A 19,599-nucleotide genomic window follows, 5' to 3' on the forward strand; every position below is an offset into this window, starting at 1 on the left:
TAGATCCACGCCATGCGTGGATGCGCGCAACAGTGCCAACCAAGGTTGGCACCTACCAGGGCAGTGGCCGCCGAACCCGGGGCGTTACGCCCCGGATTCGTCCGGCTTGACCCGGAACCACGCGGCGTACAGCGCCGGCAGGAACACCAGGGTCAGCACCGTGCCCACGATCAGGCCACCCATGATCGAAATCGCCATCGAGCCATAGAACGCACTGCGCGAGAGCGGAATCATCGCCAGCACAGCCGCCAGCGCGGTCAGCACGATCGGGCGGAAGCGGCGCACCGTGGCATCGATGATCGAATGCCAGCGGTCATGCCCGGCATCGATGTCCTGCTGGATCTGGTCGATCAGGATCACCGAGTTGCGCATGATCATGCCGGCCAGTGCAATCGTGCCCAGCAGCGCCACGAAGCCGAACGGGGCGCGGAACAGCAGCAGGAACAGGGTCGCACCGATGATGCCCAGCGGCGCGGTCACCAGCACCATCGCCGCACGCGAGAAGCTGCGCAGCTGCAGCATCAGCAGCGTGGCCACCACCACCAGGAACAGCGGCATGCCGGCCTTGATCGAGTTCTGGCCACGTGCCGAATCCTCCACGGTACCGCCGGTTTCCAGCAGGTAGCCATTCGGCAGCTCGGCACGGATGCCATCCAGCGTCGGCAGGATCTGATGCACCACGTCCAGTGGCTGCATGCCATCACTGATGTCGGCGCGCACGGTCACCGTCGGCAGACGGTTACGGTGCCAGATGATGCCATCCTCGAAGCCGTACTCCATCGTCGCCACCTGCGACAGCGTGATGCTGCCGCCGTTGGCGGTCGGCATCGACAGGCTCGACAGCAGCTCCAGCTGGTTGCGTTCATCGGCCGGCCCGCGCAGCAGCATCTCGATCTGGCGGTTGCCTTCGCGATACACGCTCACCGACTGCCCGGCCAGCGAGCTGGACAGGAACTGGCTGACCTGGGCACTGCTCACACCCAGCGCGCGCGCACGCTCCTGGTCGATCACCAACCGCACCACCTTGCTCGGCTCGCTCCAGTCCAGGTTGACGTTCATCACGTGCGGGTTCTCACGCACCTTGGCCTCGACCTGTCGTGCGATCGCCTGCACCTTCTCGATGTGCTCGCCGGAAATACGCATCTGCACCGGATAGCCGACTGGTGGGCCGTTCTCCAGGCGGGTCACGCGCATCTGCACGTCCGGGAACTTCGGGATCACCTCATGCAGCAGCCAGTCACGGGTGCTTTCGCGCGACTTGATGTCCTTGGCCAGCACCACGAACTGGGCGAAGTTGGTGGCCGGCAGCTGCTGGTCCAGCGGCAGGTAGAAGCGCGGCGAACCGGTGCCCACGTAGGACACGTAGTTGGCGATGCCATCGCGGTTGGACAGCAGCTTCTCCAGCTTCTCGGCCTGGGCCTGGGTCGAGCGCAACGACGCACCCTCGGCCAGCTCGATGTCCACCATCAGTTCCGGCCGGGTCGAATCCGGGAAGAACTGCTGCGGCACGAAGCGGAACATCATCAGCGAGAACACGAACAGGGCGATGGTCGCGGCGATCACCCACCAGCGGTGGCGCAGGCAGCCATCGAGGAAGCGACGGAAGCTGCGATAGAACGGGCGCTGGTACGGATCATGGTCGTGCCCGTGCTGCGGCGGCGCGATCAGGTTGGCCAGCGCCGGATAGCGGTCGGCCCACTGCTGGCGCTTGGCCAGCCAGCGCGCGGACAGGCTGCCCGGCTTCGGCGGCTGCGGATTGAACAGGTCCGGCAGCATCTTGTCGCCCAGGTACGGGATGAACAGCACCGCGGCAATCCACGACACCACCAGTGCGATAGTCACCACCTGGAACAGCGAGCGGGTGTACTCACCCGTGCTCGATGCCGCCGTGGCGATCGGCAGGAAGCCGGCCGCCGTGATCAGCGTACCGGTCAGCATCGGGAACGCGGTCGACTCCCAGGCGAAACTGGCCGCACGCAGGCGGTCGTAGCCCTGCTCCATCTTGGTGGCCATCATCTCCACCGCGATGATCGCATCGTCCACCAGCAGGCCCAGCGCCAGCACCAGCGCGCCCAGCGAGATCTTGTGCAGGCCGATGTCGAAGTAGTGCATGACGAAGAAGGTCATCGCCAGCACCAGCGGAATGGTCACGCCCACCACCAGGCCGGTGCGCAGGCCCAGCGAGAAGAAGCTGACCAGCAGCACGATCACCACCGCTTCGGTCAGCACCTGCACGAACTCGCCGACCGACTCCTCCACCGATTGCGGCTGGTCGGACACCTTGCGCAGCTGCATGCCGGCCGGCAGGGTCTTCTGCAGGCGTTCGAACTCGGCATCAAGGTTGGCGCCAAGCTTGAGAATGTCACCGCCGTCCTTCATTGCCACGGCCAGGCCGATCGCCTCCTCGCCCATGAAGCGCATCTTCGGCGACGCCGGGTCGGCGAAGCCGCGCTTGACCTCGGCGATGTCGCCCAGGTGCACGGTGCGGTCGCCAGCGCGGATCGGGAACTGGCGGATGGCGTCGATGTCGTTGAACTGGCCGGTCACGCGCAGCTGCACGCGGTCGGTGGCGGTCTCGAAGAAGCTGGTGCCGGTGACCGCGTTCTGGTCGGCCAGTGCCTGCTGCACCTGCTGCATCGACACACCCAGCGTGGCCAGGCGGGTGTTGGACAGCTCGATCCACACCTTCTCGTCCTGCAGGCCGACCAGGTCGATCTTGCCGACGTCGGGCACGCGCTGCAGCTCCAGCTGGATACGGTCGGCGTAATCACGCATCACCGCGTAGTCGAAGCCCTTGCCGGTCAACGCATAGATGTTGCCGTAGGTATCACCGAACTCATCATTGAAGAACGGACCGACGATTTCACGCGGCAGTGTCGGGCGGATGTCCCCCACACGCTTGCGCACCTGGTACCAGAGGTCGGGGATCTGCTTGGACCGCAGGCTGTCGCGCGCCATGAAGATGATCTGCGACTCGCCCGGCCGAGAATACGAGCGGATGAACTCGTACTCGCCGGTATTCATCAGCGCCTTCTCGAGCGGCTCGGTCACCTGCCGCGAGACCTGTTCGGCGGTAGCGCCCGGCCACAGCGTGCGCACCACCATCGCCTTGAAGGTGAACGGCGGATCCTCGGACTGGCCCAGATGCTTGTACGACCACGCGCCGATCAGCGCGAACGCCAGCATCGCGAACAGCACCAGGGGTCGGTTGGCCAGCGCCCACTCGGAGAGATTGAAGCGGCGCACCGGCTTACTCCTTGGCCTTGGCGGCTGCGGCCGGCGCGGCCGGCTTCAGCACCGGACGGTTCTGCCGGTCCACGGCGATCACCGGCTGACCGGCACGCAGCAGATGGCCACCAGCAGCAACCACCCAGTCACCTGCGCTCACGCCGGACAGCACCGGCACGGTCTCACTGCCAAACGCACCGGTGGTGACCGCTGCAGCCTTCAGCGTGCTGTTGGCCGGGTCGACCAGCCACACGCTGGCGGTACCGTTGGCACCGCGCTGCAGCGCGCCCAGCGGCAGCTGCAGGGTGCCGTGGCGGCCGGCGCTGCTGTAGACGCGTGCGCTCTGGCCCAGTTCGACATCGGCCAGCGCATCGGCGGCCAGGCTGACCCGGGTCGCGTAGGTACGTGCCTGCGGATCGGCGGCGGCGGCGATCTCGCGGATCGTGCCCGGCAGGCGCTGGCCAGGACGGTTCCACAGCTCCACCTCGACCGGCTGGCCCACCGCATAGTCGCGGATGGTGGCCTCGGGCAGGTCGATCAGCACTTCGCGCCCGCCATCGGCGGCCAGGTTGAAGATGGTCTGGCCGGCCGACACCACCTGCCCGGCCTCGGCCTCGCGGCTGGCGATCACGCCGTCGGCCGGTGCGCGCAGCTGGGCGTAATCGGCCTGGTTGCGCAGCACATCGAGGTTGGCGCGGGCGGCGTTGGCCTGGCCCTGCGCGGCCTTGAAGGCGGCGGACTGCTGGTCCAGCTGCGAGCGGCTGACCAGTTGCTGGTCGGCCAGCACCTGGTAGCGCTTGAGGTCATCGCGGGCACGTACCAGATCGGCTTCGGCCGCAGCCAGCTGCGCCTGCGAGGCGCGGGCCTGCAGCGCGAAGTCGGCCACGTCCAGCTCGGCCAGCACATCGCCCTTCTTGACCCGCTGCCCGGCATCGACATGGCGCTTGACCAGGTTGCCACCGACGCGGAACGACAGCGGGCTTTCCTGCCGGGCACGCACCGTGCCCGGGAACGCCGCCGGGGCCTGCCCGGCCTGTTCGCCGGGGTGAACCACCAGCACCGGTACGGCCGCCTGTGGCGCCTGTTCCTGTCCCGAACAGGCTGCCAGCGCAGCCACCCACACCATACCGCCCATCCAGCGCACGATCTTCATCGGTCAACGTCCTGAAAACGCAGGGTTGCAACTAAGGGGGGAGCCGCGACTGCCGGCCCAATTTAATAAACCGGCCGGTATAGTATAAATATCGAACCGCTTGGTCTAGTATTGTCGCGATGAGTTCTCCCACTTCCCGCAAGCCGTCGGCCAAGCCCGCTGCCAAGGCCGCCGGACCCGGGCGTCCCAAGGACCTCGGCAAGCGCGCGGCGATCCTTGAAGCAGCCAAGGCACTGTTCATCGAACAGGGCTATACCGGCGTGAGCATGGACACCATCGCCGCTCAGGCCGGCGTCTCGAAGCTGACTGTGTACAGCCACTTCGGCGACAAGGAAACCCTGTTCTCCGAGGCCGTGCAGTCAAAATGCATTGAAATGCTGCCTGACGCGCTGTTCGTGGCCGACGCGGACGGCCCCCTGCGCGACCAGCTGATCGGCATCGGCCTGGCCTTCTTCGAGCTGATCACCTCCGACGCAGCGATCTCGATCCAGCGCATGATGATGGCGCCGGAGACCGACGAACGCCTGCGCGAGCTGTTCTGGCAGGCCGGCCCGGAACGTACCTGCGAGGCCCTGGCCGATTTCCTGCGCGCGCGCGGCGAACGCGGCGAACTGGACATCCCCGACTATTACCTGGCTGGCCAGCAGTTCCTGACCCTGGTCAAGGGCGAAGTGCACATGCATATGATGTGCGGCATGCCACTGTCACCGGTGGAGTGCGACCCTCTTGCCCATGTGACCGCCAGCATCGACTTCTTCCTGCGCGCCTATGCGCCGCGAGGGGCCGGGACGGCCGGATAACCAAAACTGAACGAACCGGAGGTCGCGATGACTTCCGGCACTGCGACCCCGGCCACCCGGCAGCTGATGCTCTGGGCGCGCCGCCGGCCTCCGGCACCGGTAAAATGGCCGGCCCACTGCGCTGGATTTGAACCTCATGACGATTGATTACGCCCACGCCCGCGAACTGATGGTGGAACAGCAGATCCGTCCCTGGGACGTGCTGGACATCAAGGTGCTCGACGTCCTGGCCCGCCTGCCGCGCGAGGCCTTTGTCGCCGATGCACACCGGGCACTGGCCTATGCCGATGTTGAACTCCCGATCGGCCATGGCCAGAAGATGATGAAGCCGGTCATCGAGGGCCGTACCCTGCAGGCACTGGATCTGCAGCCGGGTGACGAAGTGCTGGAAATCGGCACCGGCAGCGGCTTCCTGGCAGCCTGCATCGGCGCGCTGGCGCGCGACGTGCTGAGCCTGGAGATCGACCCGGAACTGGCCGCCGCCGCGCGTGCCCGCCTGGACGCTTCCGGCCTGGGCACCAACGTCCGCGTGGAAGTGGCCGACGCCCTGTCCTGGCAGACCGAACGCCGCTTTGACGTGATCTGTGTCACTGGTGCGGTCGACGTGGTGCCGTCACAGTTCGCCTCGTGGCTGCGTCCGGGTGGTCGCCTGTTCGTGATCCATGGCCGTTCGCCGGCGATGGAGGCCCTGCTGGTCACGGCCGACGGCAGCACCGAGTCCCTGTTCGAGACCGATATCGATTACCTGCGTGGTGCCGCCCCGGCCCCCCAGTTCCACCTCTGAGTCCAAGGAAGCCGCAATGATCCGCCGATCCCTCGCTGTTGCGCTGGCCACTGCCCTGCTGCCGTTGTCCGCCCATGCCGCCGACCTGCTGCAGGTCTACGAAATGGCGCGCAATGGCGATCCGCAGCTGTCCGCCGCCGAATCCACCCGGCTGTACGACAAGGAAGGCGCCGTGCAGGCCCGCGCTGCCCTGCTGCCGCAGATCAACGGCCAGGCCACGCTGAACCGCTCGCGCAGCGAGGCGGACCATGACGCCAACTCCGGCACCGTGACCAGCAAGCGCCGCAACTACACGATCGAAGGGAGCCAGACGCTGTTCAACTGGACCCAGATCAACAACCTGCGTTCGCAGCGCGAGCTGAGCAAGGCGGCGGACTTCACCCTCGATTCGGCCAACGACAGCCTGATCGTGCGCACCTCGGCGGCCTACTTCAACGTGCTGGTGGCGATCGAATCGCTGAACGCCGCACAGACCAATGAAGCGGCCGCGAAGAAGCAGTTCGACTTCGCCGACAAGCGCCTGGAAGTGGGCCTGGCGCCGATCACCGACGTGCACGAAGCACGCGCCCAGTACGACCAGGCGCGTGCCAACACCATCGTTGCGCAGAACACCCTGGCCGATAACTACCAGGCCCTGACCGAACTGACCGGCCAGCCGGTGGTCAACCTGCGCGGCCTGCCGGCGGACTTCCGCCCGGAAGTGCCGGCCAACCGTGGCAACATCGATGAGCTGGTGCACCAGGCCACCAACCAGAATCCGGCGCTGAAGGCCCAGGAACTGAAGGTCAGCGCCGCCGAGGCTGGCGTGCAGGCCGCTCGTGGCGGCCATTACCCGACCCTGTCGCTGGGCGGAAGCTGGGGCAAGAGCGCAACCTGGGGTGACAGCACCGGTGCCGGCTCGTTGTCGCCGGATGCACGCACCAACAGCATCGGGCTGACCCTGAGCGTGCCGATCTTCGCCGGTGGCGCCACCCAGTCCGGCGTCCGCCAGGCACTGGCCCAGCGTGACATCGCCCAGGATGGCTACGAGCAGCAGAAGCGTGCCCTGGACCGCAACACCCGCAATGCCTACCAGACCCTGGTACAGGGCATCAGCGAAGTGGAAGCCCGCCGCCTGGCGGTGGTCTCGGCGCAGAGCGCGTACGACGCGTCGCAGGTCGGCCTGGAAGTCGGTACCCGTACCGTGCTGGACGTGATCCAGAACCAGCGCATCCTGTTCTCGGCGCAGCTGGATTATGCACAGGCCCGCTACACCTTCCTGCAGAACCGCTTGCTGCTGAGCCAGTCGCTGGGTGCGCTGGACGTGGCCGAGCTGCAGGACGTGAACCGCCTGCTGACCCAGGACGCGGGCAACCCGTCGACGACCACGCACTGAGTCGTCGCCCTGCCGGCAACGAAGAAGCCACCCGCGAGGGTGGCTTTTTTGTGGGCAGCGCGTACGGCCCCACCCAGGCATGGCGCAGATCCGCCGGCCGTCAGCCCGGCCACGCGCCTGCCCGCTCCACTGCGGCCAGCACGCACAGCGCCGCGGCCAGGGGCGCAAGCACCATCGCAGCCCCCGGCATAGGCGCGCGCACACGCAGTGCTGCCAGGCACAAAGCCGCCATCACCAGCAGGGTGGCCGGGCCCGGCAGCACCGGCAATGCATCGACGGGTGTTCCCAACGCCAGCAGCGCCGCCAGCACCACGGTGACTGGTATCAGCCGCGTCCGGAACCCGGGCGCTTCATCCGCGGCCACAGGCCAGAGCTGCGCTGCCAGATGTGTGGCCAACGACAACAGCACCAGCAACAGTGCTGCCAACCCGGCCATGCCCGCCAGCGGCAGCAACGGCAGCAGCCACTGCAACTGCGGATGGCCCTGCAATGCCACCGACAACGGCCGCGTACTGGCCAATGCCGGGAACTCGACCAGGCCGGCCTGCAACGCCGCCAGCACGATCAGCAGCAGCATTGCCAGCAGCAGCGCGGCCGCCAGCAGCCCTGGTGACCGCGCACGCACCTGCGGGCCACGCCCAGGAAACCCCAATGCCAGACCCACACTGGCAAACACCGCCAGCAAGGGCACGCTTGCCGCCAGCACCCCGCCGGGTCCAAACCGATAGGGCGCGGTGGCGTCCGGCAGCCACGGGATCCAGTTCGCGTAGTGCACGTGGCGGACCGCCAGCGCCAGCAGCAACAGCCCTACACCGATCTTCGCCGTCAACAGCACGCAGACCATCAGCGCGATGCGACGCGGAGGCAGCAACACGAACGCACCCAGCACCAGCAGGCTGGTGACGGCCATCACCGGATCCGGCAATGCGCTGCCGGTTTCAATACCGCGACTGGCAAACACCGCACGCGCGTGGCCCGCCATGGACTGCGCCACGCCGGCGCTGGTCACCACCAGCTCCAGCAGCAGCACAGCACCCAGCAGGCGCGCGACTGCCGTGCCCCAGGCGGCCCGCAGCGGGCCGTACAGGCCATCGGCTTCCGGCTGCTGCTGGTTCAGCTCGTGCAGGCAATACAGCATCGGCGCTGTGCCCAGTGCGGCCAGCAGCAGACTCAGTACGATGGCCGGGCCGGCCTGGGCGGCGGTGTACTGGCCGACCAGGGCGATCACGCTGCCCCCCAGCACCAGGGTCAACGCCACCAACGCGAAGTGATCCATTCCCAGCAGCGCGTGCCGGCCACGGCGGTTGTCGCTGTCCATCGCAAGCCCTCTTGATTCCGCCCATGCGCGGTCGACAGCAGGCTGGCAGCCTGCGCCAAAGGGCGGTATCAGAATCCGTACCGTGCGCATCGCGATGTGACCACAAACACGTTCGCAGCCACGCATCCGGTCCTGCTGCGACAGGAATCCGGTTGCTAAGCAGAATTGATGCAGTCGATCACGTCAGTCGGTCCACGTAGTGTCCGCCCTGGCGGTGTTGCTGCCCGGCTCAGCTGCGCGGCGGCGGCAGATGTGGCGCGACCAGCGCCAACGTGCGCTGCAGGGCACCGCGGCCATTGCTGACCAGCGTGCATCCAGCACGGGCCATGTCCTCGCGCGCCGCTGCGTCGCCCAGCAGGTGCTGCAGCAGGTCACCTACCGCCTGCACGTCCTCGCCGATCAGCAAGGCACCGGCCTCACGCATGCGCCGTGAGATCTCGGCGAAGTTGTGCAGGTGCGGACCGGTCACAGCGGCAGTGCCCATCGCCGCCGGTTCCAGCAGATTGTGGCCACCGATCGGCTGCAGGCTGCCGCCGACGAAGGCGACCTGCGCGCAGGCATAGAACGGCATCAGCTCGCCCAGGGTGTCGATGACGAATACATCCGTGCCGGCCTCCGGCCATTGCTTCGCGCGACGGGTCGTCACGTTCCAGCCCTGCTCGCGCGCCAGCGCCTCCACCTTCGGGAAGCGCTCGGGGTGCCGCGGCGCCCACAGCAACAACAGGTCGGGGTGCTGCTGGCGCAGGCGCCGATGCAGGTCGATCACCGCCTGCTCCTCACCATCGTGGGTACTGGCCGCGATCCACACCGGGCGCCCGGCGGGCACGCAGGCGTGGAACTGCTCGACGAAGCCCTGCACATCCGGCGTGGCGATATCGAACTTGAGGTTGCCCAGCGCCTGCACCTGTTCACGCGCAGCACCCAGCTGCACGAAGCGCTCGGCGTCGTCCTGCGACTGCGCGGCCACGCAGGTGACCGTGCGCAGCGCACGGCGGATCAGCGCCGCCAGCACCCGGTAACCGCGCAGCGAACGCGCGGACAGGCGGGCGTTGAGGATGTAGACCGGGATGCGACGGTCGCGGCAGCCGAACAGCATGTTCGGCCACAGCTCGGTTTCCAGGATCAGTGCCAGGCTGGGCTGGAAATGGCCGAGGAAGCGGTTGACACTGCCCGGTACGTCGTACGGCAGATAGACGTGATCCAGCGCGTCTCCCCACAGCGCGCGCACGCGCTCCGAGCCGGTCGGGGTGATGGTGGTGATGACCCAGCGGATGTCCGGACGCTGCTGGCGCAGGGCATTCACCAGCGGCGCGGCGGCATTGACCTCGCCCACCGAGACCGCGTGCAGCCAGACCCGCGGCTGGCCGGTCGGCTGCGGATACGAGGCATAACGCTCGTCCCAGCGCCGGAAGTATTCACGGACCCGGAAACCGCGCCAGACCAGGTGGTACACGGTGATCGGCAGCAGGATGTAGAGCACGGCCGAGTACAGGCCGCGCAGGATCCATTCGACAGGGTCTTTACGCATGCGGCAAGGATACGGGAGCCCCCCGGGAAAGACACGCAGCCGGGTTGGTAGAATGGCGCCATGTCCGATGCCACCACCGCCGTCCGCCCGTCGCTGCGCGATCCCCGCAACTGGCCGATGTTCGCCGCCATGCTCGGCGCCTTCGCCATCGCCCGCCTGCCGTGGATGCTGCAGCGTGCGCTCGGCCGGGGCGTCGGCTGGATCAGCTGGCGCCTGCTCGGCAGCCGCCGTCGCGCCGCCGAGGTCAACCTGCAGCTGTGCTTCCCGGAGAAGGACGAAGCCTGGCGCCAGCGCCTGGTGCGCGACAGCTTCGACGCGCTGGGCGTGGGCGTGCTCGAGTGCATCCGCGCCTGGTGGGGCAGCATCGACCGCATCCGCCCGCAGGTGAAGATCGAAGGCCTCGAGCATCTGCGGCAGATGCAGGCCGAAGGCCGCGGCGTGCTGCTGGTCTCCGGCCACTTCATGACCCTGGAGATGTGCGGCCGCCTGCTGTGCGACTACGTTGACCTGTCTGGCATGTACCGCAAGCACAAGAACCCGGTGTACGAATGGGCGGTGAAGTTTGGCCGCCTGCGTTATGCCAAGGCGATGTTCGCCAACGAGGACATCCGCGCGACCGTGCGCCACCTGAAGAAGGGCGGCTTCCTCTGGTATGCGCCGGATCAGGACATGCGTGGCAAGGACACCGTGTTCGTGCCGTTCTTCGGCCATACCGCATCCACCATTACCGCCACCCACCAGCTGGCGCGGATGACCGGCTGCGCGGTGATTCCGTACTTCCACCGCCGCGAGGGCGGGAAGTACTTCCTGAAGATCGGCGCACCGCTGGAGAATTTCCCCAGCGAGGATGTGGAAGCCGATACCACGCGGGTCAACCAGGCCATCGAAGAAATGGTGCGCGAAGCCCCGGACCAGTACCTGTGGATCCATCGGCGGTTCAAGCGCCAGCCCGGCGGCCGGAGCGATTTCTACAAGTAGCGGTGGGAGGGATGGCTTCATCCACGCATGGCGTGGATCTACTGCCTTGTGCGGCTTCATCCGCGTATGGCGTGGATTCAATGACGTGGGGCATTCTGAAGTAGATCCACGCCATGCGTGGATGCTCTTCGATTCCGTGCCGGGATTCACAACGGCCAGCGGCACCAGGCGTACGGGTACTCCCCCACCACGCACGCCAAGCCCGCACGGACCGGATTGGCCAGGATGTACATCGCCTTTTCGTGAAGGGATTCATCGCTGCGTACGGCGTGATCGTGGTAACCGTGCTGCCACAGCGACCCTCGCCGCTCCAATCGCCGATTCAGCAGCCGGCTGCTGCGTGATTTGAGCAGGGCCATGCACTCGGCCAGGGTTCCCCCGCGCAATTCCATCAACCAGTGCAGATGGTCGGGCATCACCACCCAGGTGAAGCTGTGGCTCACCCCCTTGCGCTCTACGAAGCGCAGTGCCTCAACCAGAATCGCTACGTTGGAAGCATCGGCAAAGAAGGGTTCACGATCGAGGGTTACCGTAGTCAATGAATAGACGTTACCGGTGCAGGAGTAACGACCGTAGCGGAGTCTTGGGCTGGCCATGGCCTCAGCGTGCGATACACACGGAGGCACGGCTAGTGGAGGTTGGCGCGTGTTTGCGTCGGTAAAGCCCCATCCACGCATGGCGTGGATCTACTACGGCGACGTTCGTTCGGTGACCGCCCCATGCACGCCATGGCGTGGATCCACCATGGGGACGTTTGTTCGGTACGTGGAGTAGAGCCACGCCATGCGTGGATGGGCGATCACACCACCGTCGGCGTGTCATCCGTTTCGCGGGCCAACAGGCTGCCGGCGAACAACGCGGCCAACAGCACGGTCAGGCCACCCCAGAACGCGGAATAGAACGCCAGGTGCGTGTTAAGCGGGAACACGGTGACCGCCAGCGCCAGCATCGCAGGGCGCGCGCGGTCACGGGCCGCGGGCGGTGCGAAACGCCAGGCGCGCCACGCCTGGGCGACGGCGGCCAGCCACAACAGCAGGCCCAGCACGCCGGTTTCGGCAAGGATTTCCAGCACGATCTGATGGGCATGCAACGCCGGGGCATCGCCCCACACCGCCGGTTCGTCGCCAGACACGCAGGCCGGATAGGCATCGCGGAAACCGCGCGCGCCGACCCCGTTGATCGGGTGCTCTTCAATCATGCAGGCCGCGGCGTCCCAGATCCGCGCGCGCCCCGACAACGCCTCGTCGACACCGCGTTCGCTCCCCTCCCAGGCCATCGCCGTACGTGCGAAGCGCTCACGCAGCTGCGGCACGCTGGCGGTCAGCACACCCGCTCCGAGCACAGCGACCAGCCCCAGCAGCACCAACCGCTTCCAGCCGAACTGGCGCACGCCGCTGTAGGCCAGCACCAGCGCGAAGGTGATCCACGACGCGCGCGAGCCGGCCAGCAGCAGCACGCAGCCCAGCGCCGCCGCAGCCAGGACCCACCCTGGATTGCCGAAGCGGCGCGCCAGCGGCAGCAACAGGAACGGTGAAAGGCTGGCCAGCACCTGGCCGAACTTCAGGTTGCACGGCCCCAGCGCGCCACTGAGGCGATCGACCCATGCTGCCTCGCTGGCCGGGCACAACGCGTGACCGCTTACTGCAAACTTCAGTTGCTCAAGTGACCAGAACCACGGACTGGTACCCACGACCGCCTGCACCAGTGCATCCAGCGTCCACGCAGCGGTAATCAATGCGAGGCCACCGAAGGTCAGCCGCCGGCGTTCCGGCGTGGCCACGGCGATCGCCACCAGCCACATGAAGGGCAGATAGCGCAGGCCGGCGGCCGCCTTGGTCCACGACGCCGCCGGATCGATCGCATCGAAGGCGGAGAACGCCTGCGGCAGCCAGTAACCGAGGAACAGGATCGAGGTCAGCGCCCACGCGGCGGGTGTCAGCAGGTGCGGGCGGCGCTGCAGGCGGCGCATGATCATGCGCACCGCGGCATACAGCGCGCCAAGACCCAGCACGGTTTCGGCGATGCCCGGCAACGGCCACAGCGCCACGTACGCCAGCACCCACCAGGGCGCCCAGCGCCCGGCGCGGTCCTCGCGCACGAGGGTTGCGGGGTCAGCCGGCGAGGTCGGCATAGAGGCGGAGGGTGTCGCGCTGCATGGCCTGCAGGGTAAACGGGATGCGGGTCGGCAAGGACGGCGGCTGCGCCAGCAGGGCCAGCGCACGTTCACCCAGCGCCCGTGCATCGCCCAGCGGCACGGCGCCGGCCGGCTGCAGCTGCTGCAGCAGTTCGCCGACGCCGCCATGGTCCCAGCCCAGTACCGGGCGACCGACCGACAACGCTTCTACCACGGTGCGGCCGAACGCTTCGGGCTTGTCCGACAGCTGCAGGACCAGATCGCTGGCCGCATAGGCCTGGGCGATGCGCGCGGTCGGCGTGCTGATCTGCACGGCGTCGGTCACGCCCAAAGCAGCCGCCTGCCGGCGCAGGTCGGCCACGTAGGCTTCACGGCCGGGTTCATCGGTGCCCAGCATCCACAGCTGTGCCGGCACACCGGCCGCGCGCACATCCGCCAGCAACTGCAGCGCATGAGCATGCCCCTTCAGCCGGGTGCCCCGCCCCGGCAGCAGCAGCAGCGGGCCCTCAACCTGCGCCAGCCACGGGTAATCGGCTGCCAGCGCCAGTCGTGGCCGACGGTCGGCGCGGGCCACGCGGGGAAACTGTGCGACATCGACGCCGCGCGGAATCACCTGCAGCCTCGCTTCGGGAACCGTGGGGTAGTGCCGCTGCACATAGTCGCGCACGGTATTGGACACGCAGATCACGCGTTCACCGCTGGTCATCACCGCGCTGTAGCGGCTGGGCGAGTTCAACCCGTGCACGGTGGTCACCCAATGCGGGCGCTGTGCGGCAGGCATCGCGCGGATCGCGTACAGGCCCAGCCAGGCCGGCAGCCGCGAACGGGCATGCACGATGTCGGCGCCAACTTCAGCGAACAGGCGGCGCAGGGTCGGCAGGTGGCGCAGGGTCAGCAGCGATTTGCGGCCGATATCAAGGGTGAGGTGCTCGGCACCGCTATCGAGCAGCGGCTGCACCAGGCGGCCACCGGCGGAGACCACCAGCGCACGATGGCCGGCAGCGACCAGGGCCGCAGCAATTTCCAGGGTCGAGCGCTCGACACCGCCGGAGTGCAGCGCCGGCAGCAACTGCACCACGGTCAATCGGCGCATCGAAGGGGCGGCCGCTTAGTCGGCCAGCACGAACACGGAACCGCAGTACGGGCACTGCGCTTCGCCGTTGGGCTCGTCTTCGATCGGCAGGTACACGCGCGGATGCGAGTTCCACAGCGCCATTTCCGGGGTCGGGCAGCTCAGCGGCAGATCGCTGCGGTGCACGGTGTAGCGCTTCTCGGCGTTGGCGGGCGCGGTGGCGGTATGGCTCATGGCGGATGTCGATGAACGGGTTGCGAGGCCTGTGATTCTAGCATCTGGGCCGCCCCGACATTGCGCCGCAACGGGTCTTTGCGCGTACCGGGCCGATTCCCTGCGGCCCTGCATGCCACCTCGGGACGGGGTGCCGGTGGAAATTCCCGATCGATCCTGCAGGTTCACGCCGAAAATCCGCCGACAACAATATTTCCCGCATTTGGATCGAACTAAATGGCACTTGTCAGGTTGCCACGGCTGTTGCAGGATCGGGCCAGGTCGTAAACCGGCCCACTCCAATCCGACCCGATCGCATGGCCCGCCCCCACCGGACCGGTATCGCTTCTTCCACTGCCATCCCGGCGGGCGGAGCGATGCTGTCCGTGGTGTCCGCCGATGCGGGTTCTGCCCGCCGCCTGCCCTTCCGGGAGACCCTTGCATGACCCTGTCCGATCCACGCCGCGCCCTGCTTCCGCTCGCCCTGGCCCTGGCCTGTGCGACTACCGCGATGCCGGTGCTGGCACAGGGACTGCAGACCTCGTTCGAACCGGGCCAGCCGGCGCCGGCACCGGCCGCAGGCGCACTGCAGGTCACGATCGGCAACGGCCCTGCTGCGCCTTACGCCGCCAAGCGCAATGCGGGCTACAGCGGCCTGCATGCACTGCGCTACAGCAGCGAAGGCGGCAGCGCGCGGCGCGAACTGTTCAAGGCGGACGTGACCATCGAGGCGGATACCACCCTGTCGTGGTTGGTGCTGCCGGAGATCGTCGGCAAGGACACCGTGGCTTCGACCTATGTGTCTCTGGACCTGCTGCTGGACGATGGCAGTCGGGTTTCGGCCGGCGCTGCGCGTGACCAGCATGGGGTGGCCCTCGGCGCCCGCGCGCAGGGCGACTCGAAGACGCTGTACCCGCAGCAATGGGCGCGCAAGGCGGTGCGGCTGGGCGATGTGCCCGCGCTGAAGGGCCGCCGCGTGGTGGCGATCGAACTGGAGGTGGCCAGTGCCGACGGCGCACCGGTCTCCGGCTGGATTGATGACGTGCGCCTGGCCACCGTGCCACGGCAGCAGCCAGCGCGCGTCTCCGACTGGGTGCTGACCACCCGCGGCACCCAGGCCAACGGCACCTTCTCGCGTGGCAACAATTTCCCGGCCACGGCGGTGCCGCACGGGTTCAACTTCTGGACCCCGGTCACCGATGCCGGTGCGCTGAACTGGCTGTACCGCTGGAACGAGCAGAACGACGCGCAGAACCGTCCGCAGCTGCAGGCGCTTGCGCTGAGCCACCAACCCAGCCCGTGGATGGGCGACCGCCAGACCTTCCAGGTGATGCCATCGGCCAGTCGTGGCGTGCCGGAGGCTGACCGCCGCAAGCGTGCCCTGTCGTTCGACCGCAGCCATGAAAGCGCCCGCCCTTACCGCTACGACGTGCGCTTCGACAACGGCGTCGCGGCTTCGATCGCGCCGACCGACCATGCCGCGCTGTTCCGCTTTGACTTCCCGGAGGACGGCGACGCCAACCTGCTGTTCGACAACGTCGATGCACGTGGCGGCCTGACTCTGGACGCCGCCACGCAGACGCTGTCCAGCTACACCGACACGCGCAGCGGCCTGTCCAACGGCGCCAGCCGCATGTACGTGGTGGCCCGCTTCGACAAGCCGTGGCGCAGCAGTGGGCGCCTCGACACCGGCCGCCCGACCGGCTACATCAAGTTCGATGCCGGCAGCGACCGGCGGGTGACCATGCGCATCGCCACTTCGCTGATCTCGGTGGAGCAGGCACGACACAACCTGGCGCTGGAAATCGCCGCCACCGATACGCTGGAGAGCGTGGCCGGCCGTGCGCAGGATGCATGGGATGCGCGCCTGGCCCGTTTCGACATCGGCGATGCCAGCGACGACCAGAAGACCACGCTGTACTCCAGCCTGTACCGGCTGTTCCTGTACCCCAATTCCGGCCATGAGAACGTGGGCAGCGCCGCCGCACCGGAGTGGCGCTACGCCAACCAGGCCAGCGCCAGCGATGACAACACCGAGGGCAGCGCGACCCGCAGCTATGCCGCCGTGCGCGACGGCAAGGTATTCGTCAACAACGGCTTCTGGGACACCTTCCGCACCACCTGGCCGGCCTATGCGCTGTTCACGCCCGACGATGCCGGGCAGCTGGTGCAGGGCTTCATCGAGCAGTACCGCGCCGGCGGCTGGATCGCACGCTGGTCATCGCCGGGCTACGCTGATCTGATGGTCGGCACCAGCTCCGATGTGGCCTTCGCCGATGCATGGCTGAAGGGCGTCGGCGGTTTCGATCCGGCCGAGGCCTATGCCGCCGCGCTGAAGAACGCGACCGTGGTGCCGCCGGACCGCCATGTCGGCCGCAAGGGCATGAACCGTTCGACCTTCCGCGGCTATGCCAGCGCCGACGTGCACGAAGGCATGTCGTGGACGATGGAAGGCGCACTCAATGACTTTGGCATCGCCAACATGGCCGATGCCCTGGCCAAGCGCGCGACCGCGCCCGCCGCACGCGAGCGCTACAGCACCGAGGCCGACTACTTCCGCCATCGCGCCGCCAGTTACGCGACGATGTTCGATCCGGCGGCAGGCTTCTTCCAGGGCCGCAAGGCCGATGGTCGCTGGCGCGTGGACGCAAAGGCCTACGATCCGCGCGTGTGGGGCCACGACTACACCGAATCCAATGGCTGGACCTTCGCCTTCACCGCCGCCCACGATGGCGAAGGCCTGGCCGCGTTGTATGGCGGCCGCGAAAAGCTGGCGGCGAAGCTGGATACCTTCTTCGCCACACCTGAAACCGCGGACCCGGCACTGGCCGGCTCGTACGGCGGCACCATCCACGAGATGACCGAAGCGCGCGACGTGCGCATGGGCATGTATGCGCACAGCAACCAGCCGGCGCACCACATCCCGTGGATGTACCTGTACGCCGGGCAGCCGTGGAAGACCCAGCAGCACGTGCGCGAGATCCTGTCGCGGTTGTACGTCGGCAGCGAGATCGGCCAGGGCTACCCGGGCGACGAGGACAATGGCGAGACCTCGGCATGGTACGTACTGGCCTCGCTGGGCCTGTACCCGCTGCGCATGGGCGCCCCGGAGTACGTGATCGGCTCGCCGGCATTCGAGCATGCACGGGTGGAGCTGCAGGGTGGCGCGGTGCTGACCGTGAACGCGGCCAACAACTCGCGTGAGAACGTCTACGTGCAGTCGCTGAAGATCAACGGTACGCCGTGGACGAAGACCTGGGTGCCGCACGACCTGATCGCCAAGGGCGCGACCCTCGACTTCGTGATGGGACCCCGCCCCTCGCGCTGGGGCAGCGGCGTGGACGATGTGCCGCGCTCGTTGACCGCGCGCGGCCAGCACCCGCAGCTGCTGCACGACCTGCTCGGCAGCGGCGCGAAGGCGACGCTGGCCGATGGCCGTACCCTGCCCGCGCTGGTCGATGACGATGCCGGCACCACAGTGGGTCTGGGCGCCGGTGCAACCATCGCGCTGACCGGCCTGGCCGAGGGCACCCCGACGATGTACACGCTGACCAGCGGTGACGGCCGCATCCAGGGCGGTGAATGGACGCTGGAGGCGCGCAACGGCGGCGGCAGCTGGGCCGTGCTCGACCAGCGCAGCGGCGAAGACTTCGAATCCGCCCGCCAGACCCGTCCGTTCCGCATCGCCAAACCTGGTCGTTACGGCGAGTACCGCCTGCGCCTGGCGGCACCGGCACGGCTGCCGCTGGCGGAGATCGAACTGCTGGCGGCCGGCACCGTACAATGAGCTGCATGCGCTTCCGTCTACTGCCTCTGGCCCTTGTTGCCCTGTCCTTCTCAAGCTTCGGCCAGACCCAGGCGTTCGATACGCAGCTGACCCGCGACGGCGTGACGCTGAACTACCAGGACGCCCGTGGCGCCCTGGCCGCACCGCAGCGCAAGCGGGTGATCGATACGTTCTTCTTCGCGTACCTGCGCGAACGTGCGGACTTCCATCCCGCTGCGCCGTCAATGGTGCGTATCGTGATCGATCCGGCCTACACCGGCATCGCCTTCGTCGGCGACAAGGACCAGGCAGCGACGATCACCATCAATCCGGGTTGGCTGGAGCAGCATCCGAACGACATCGACCTGGTCACCCATGAGGCGATGCACATCGTGCAGGGGTATCCCGGCTATGGCGATGCACGGGTACCGGGCTGGCTGGTGGAAGGCATCGCCGACTACGCGCGCGACCGCTACGGCATGGACAATGCCGCGGCCGGTTGGGCACTGCCCGGCAAGGTCGAGAAGGGGCAGAACGTGGACAGCGGCTACCGGGTGACCGGTGCGTTCCTGAAGTGGGCGGAGGCGGAACATCCCGGCCTGGTGCTGGCACTGGACAAGGCCCTGCGCGACGGCCGCTATGCACCGGCGCTGTGGCAGAAGCATACCGGCAAGGCACTGCCGGCGCTGTGGGCGCAGTACGCCAAGCCGCGTTCGGACGCACCACCGCCGGCGCCGGCACGGCGCGGCAAGCGGCACTGACACCCACGCACCGCACGTTCGCCGGGCATTGCCCGGCGCTACCGCATTGCTGCCTCAGCGCGACTGCACGAAACCTGCGTAGAGCGCGAACAGCTGCTGGAAATACCGCCGGGTCACTCGATTGCGCATGACACTTTCGCCGATGGGGAGGTGGTCGGGCCCAGGGTGGGAAGGCCGGTCCGGTCCCTTCCCACGGCCGGGCCGCGTGGGCGTATTGGGCCGCAATGGCGTTGCAGGGAAATGACCGGGTTGCGTAGCGCGTGTGGCACAGCCCGGAGGTAGAGCCGGCCGCTGGCCGGCTGCCGTCGTGCGCCTGGACATCATCGGGGTTGCCGGCCAGCGGCCGGCACTACCCGTTTCCGCTTTGCGGAAACAGAAACGCGCAGCGACCGCGGCGATTGCGAAATGACCGGGTTGCGTAGCGCGTGCGGCACAGCCCGGAGGTAGAGCCGGCCGCTGGCCGGCTGCCGTTGTGCGCCTGAACATCAT

Annotated in this window: 14 protein-coding genes; 6 read left to right on the plus strand and 8 right to left on the minus strand. The window is 67.7% G+C overall.

The window, feature by feature from the left end:
* Positions 1 to 84: 84 nt before the first annotated feature.
* Positions 85 to 3,246, minus strand: coding sequence for an efflux RND transporter permease subunit (locus tag ACSYAO_RS18100; RefSeq protein WP_100437662.1), 3,162 nt, complete (start codon positions 3,244 to 3,246; stop codon positions 85 to 87).
* A gap of 4 nt (positions 3,247 to 3,250) precedes the next feature.
* A complete protein-coding gene (locus tag ACSYAO_RS18105) occupies positions 3,251 to 4,381 on the minus strand; it encodes an efflux RND transporter periplasmic adaptor subunit (protein WP_032129094.1) in 1,131 nt (376 codons plus the stop codon).
* Positions 4,382 to 4,500: 119 nt separating this feature from the next.
* Between ACSYAO_RS18105 and ACSYAO_RS18110 the strand changes: the two genes are divergently transcribed.
* The 3 genes from ACSYAO_RS18110 to ACSYAO_RS18120 all read left to right on the plus strand — a co-directional run bounded on the left by ACSYAO_RS18110 (position 4,501) and on the right by ACSYAO_RS18120 (position 7,340).
* On the plus strand, positions 4,501 to 5,181 hold the full coding sequence (locus tag ACSYAO_RS18110) for a TetR/AcrR family transcriptional regulator (protein WP_049398377.1): 681 nt from the start codon (positions 4,501 to 4,503) through the stop codon (positions 5,179 to 5,181).
* A gap of 136 nt (positions 5,182 to 5,317) precedes the next feature.
* On the plus strand, positions 5,318 to 5,965 hold the full coding sequence (locus ACSYAO_RS18115; protein ID WP_049460781.1) for a protein-L-isoaspartate O-methyltransferase family protein: 648 nt from the start codon (positions 5,318 to 5,320) through the stop codon (positions 5,963 to 5,965).
* A gap of 16 nt (positions 5,966 to 5,981) precedes the next feature.
* Positions 5,982 to 7,340, plus strand: coding sequence for a TolC family outer membrane protein (locus ACSYAO_RS18120; protein WP_049460783.1), 1,359 nt, complete (start codon positions 5,982 to 5,984; stop codon positions 7,338 to 7,340).
* Positions 7,341 to 7,440: 100 nt separating this feature from the next.
* Here the strand turns inward: ACSYAO_RS18120 and ACSYAO_RS18125 are convergent, their stop codons facing one another.
* Together ACSYAO_RS18125 and waaA are read right to left on the minus strand one after the other, a co-directional pair.
* Positions 7,441 to 8,658 carry an amino acid permease gene (locus ACSYAO_RS18125; protein WP_049460785.1) on the minus strand — a complete coding sequence of 406 codons (1,218 nt, stop codon included), beginning with the start codon at positions 8,656 to 8,658 and terminating at the stop codon, positions 7,441 to 7,443.
* 229 nt (positions 8,659 to 8,887) lie between these two features.
* Entirely contained in the window at positions 8,888 to 10,186 is a 1,299-nt protein-coding gene (waaA, locus tag ACSYAO_RS18130; protein WP_049398381.1) for a lipid IV(A) 3-deoxy-D-manno-octulosonic acid transferase, read from the minus strand.
* A 60-nt stretch (positions 10,187 to 10,246) separates the two neighbouring features.
* Here waaA and ACSYAO_RS18135 point away from each other — a divergent pair, with 60 nt between their 5' ends.
* Positions 10,247 to 11,164 (plus strand): LpxL/LpxP family Kdo(2)-lipid IV(A) lauroyl/palmitoleoyl acyltransferase, encoded by a 918-nt coding sequence (locus ACSYAO_RS18135; protein ID WP_049398382.1) that lies wholly within the window; start codon positions 10,247 to 10,249, stop codon positions 11,162 to 11,164.
* Positions 11,165 to 11,310: 146 nt separating this feature from the next.
* Here the strand turns inward: ACSYAO_RS18135 and ACSYAO_RS18140 are convergent, their stop codons facing one another.
* The 4 genes from ACSYAO_RS18140 to ACSYAO_RS18155 all read right to left on the minus strand — a co-directional run bounded on the left by ACSYAO_RS18140 (position 11,311) and on the right by ACSYAO_RS18155 (position 14,604).
* On the minus strand, positions 11,311 to 11,760 hold the full coding sequence (locus ACSYAO_RS18140; RefSeq protein WP_049460787.1) for an REP-associated tyrosine transposase: 450 nt from the start codon (positions 11,758 to 11,760) through the stop codon (positions 11,311 to 11,313).
* Between the two features lie 203 nt (positions 11,761 to 11,963).
* A complete protein-coding gene (locus ACSYAO_RS18145) occupies positions 11,964 to 13,295 on the minus strand; it encodes an O-antigen ligase family protein (protein WP_049460789.1) in 1,332 nt (443 codons plus the stop codon).
* Positions 13,276 to 14,391: a glycosyltransferase gene (locus ACSYAO_RS18150; RefSeq protein ID WP_032129103.1), complete on the minus strand. Its 1,116-nt coding sequence runs from the start codon at positions 14,389 to 14,391 to the stop codon at positions 13,276 to 13,278. The genes ACSYAO_RS18145 and ACSYAO_RS18150 overlap by 20 nt, the downstream gene beginning before the upstream one ends.
* Before the next feature lie 15 nt (positions 14,392 to 14,406).
* Entirely contained in the window at positions 14,407 to 14,604 is a 198-nt protein-coding gene (locus ACSYAO_RS18155) for a zinc-finger domain-containing protein (protein WP_005410967.1), read from the minus strand.
* A 421-nt stretch (positions 14,605 to 15,025) separates the two neighbouring features.
* Between ACSYAO_RS18155 and ACSYAO_RS18160 the strand changes: the two genes are divergently transcribed.
* Both ACSYAO_RS18160 and ACSYAO_RS18165 read left to right on the plus strand, forming a co-directional pair.
* Positions 15,026 to 18,370, plus strand: coding sequence for a GH92 family glycosyl hydrolase (locus ACSYAO_RS18160; RefSeq protein ID WP_049460791.1), 3,345 nt, complete (start codon positions 15,026 to 15,028; stop codon positions 18,368 to 18,370).
* The gene (locus ACSYAO_RS18165) at positions 18,367 to 19,110 is read left to right on the plus strand and encodes a basic secretory protein-like protein (RefSeq protein WP_049460793.1); all 744 of its coding nucleotides are present in this window, start codon (positions 18,367 to 18,369) and stop codon (positions 19,108 to 19,110) included. Before ACSYAO_RS18160 ends, ACSYAO_RS18165 begins: the two co-directional genes overlap by 4 nt.
* Positions 19,111 to 19,599: the final 489 nt, after the last annotated feature.

The sequence above is a fragment of the Stenotrophomonas sp. STK16_22 genome, from assembly GCF_051984505.1.
In the GTDB taxonomy this organism is placed as follows: Bacteria; Pseudomonadota; Gammaproteobacteria; order Xanthomonadales; family Xanthomonadaceae; genus Stenotrophomonas; species Stenotrophomonas maltophilia_A.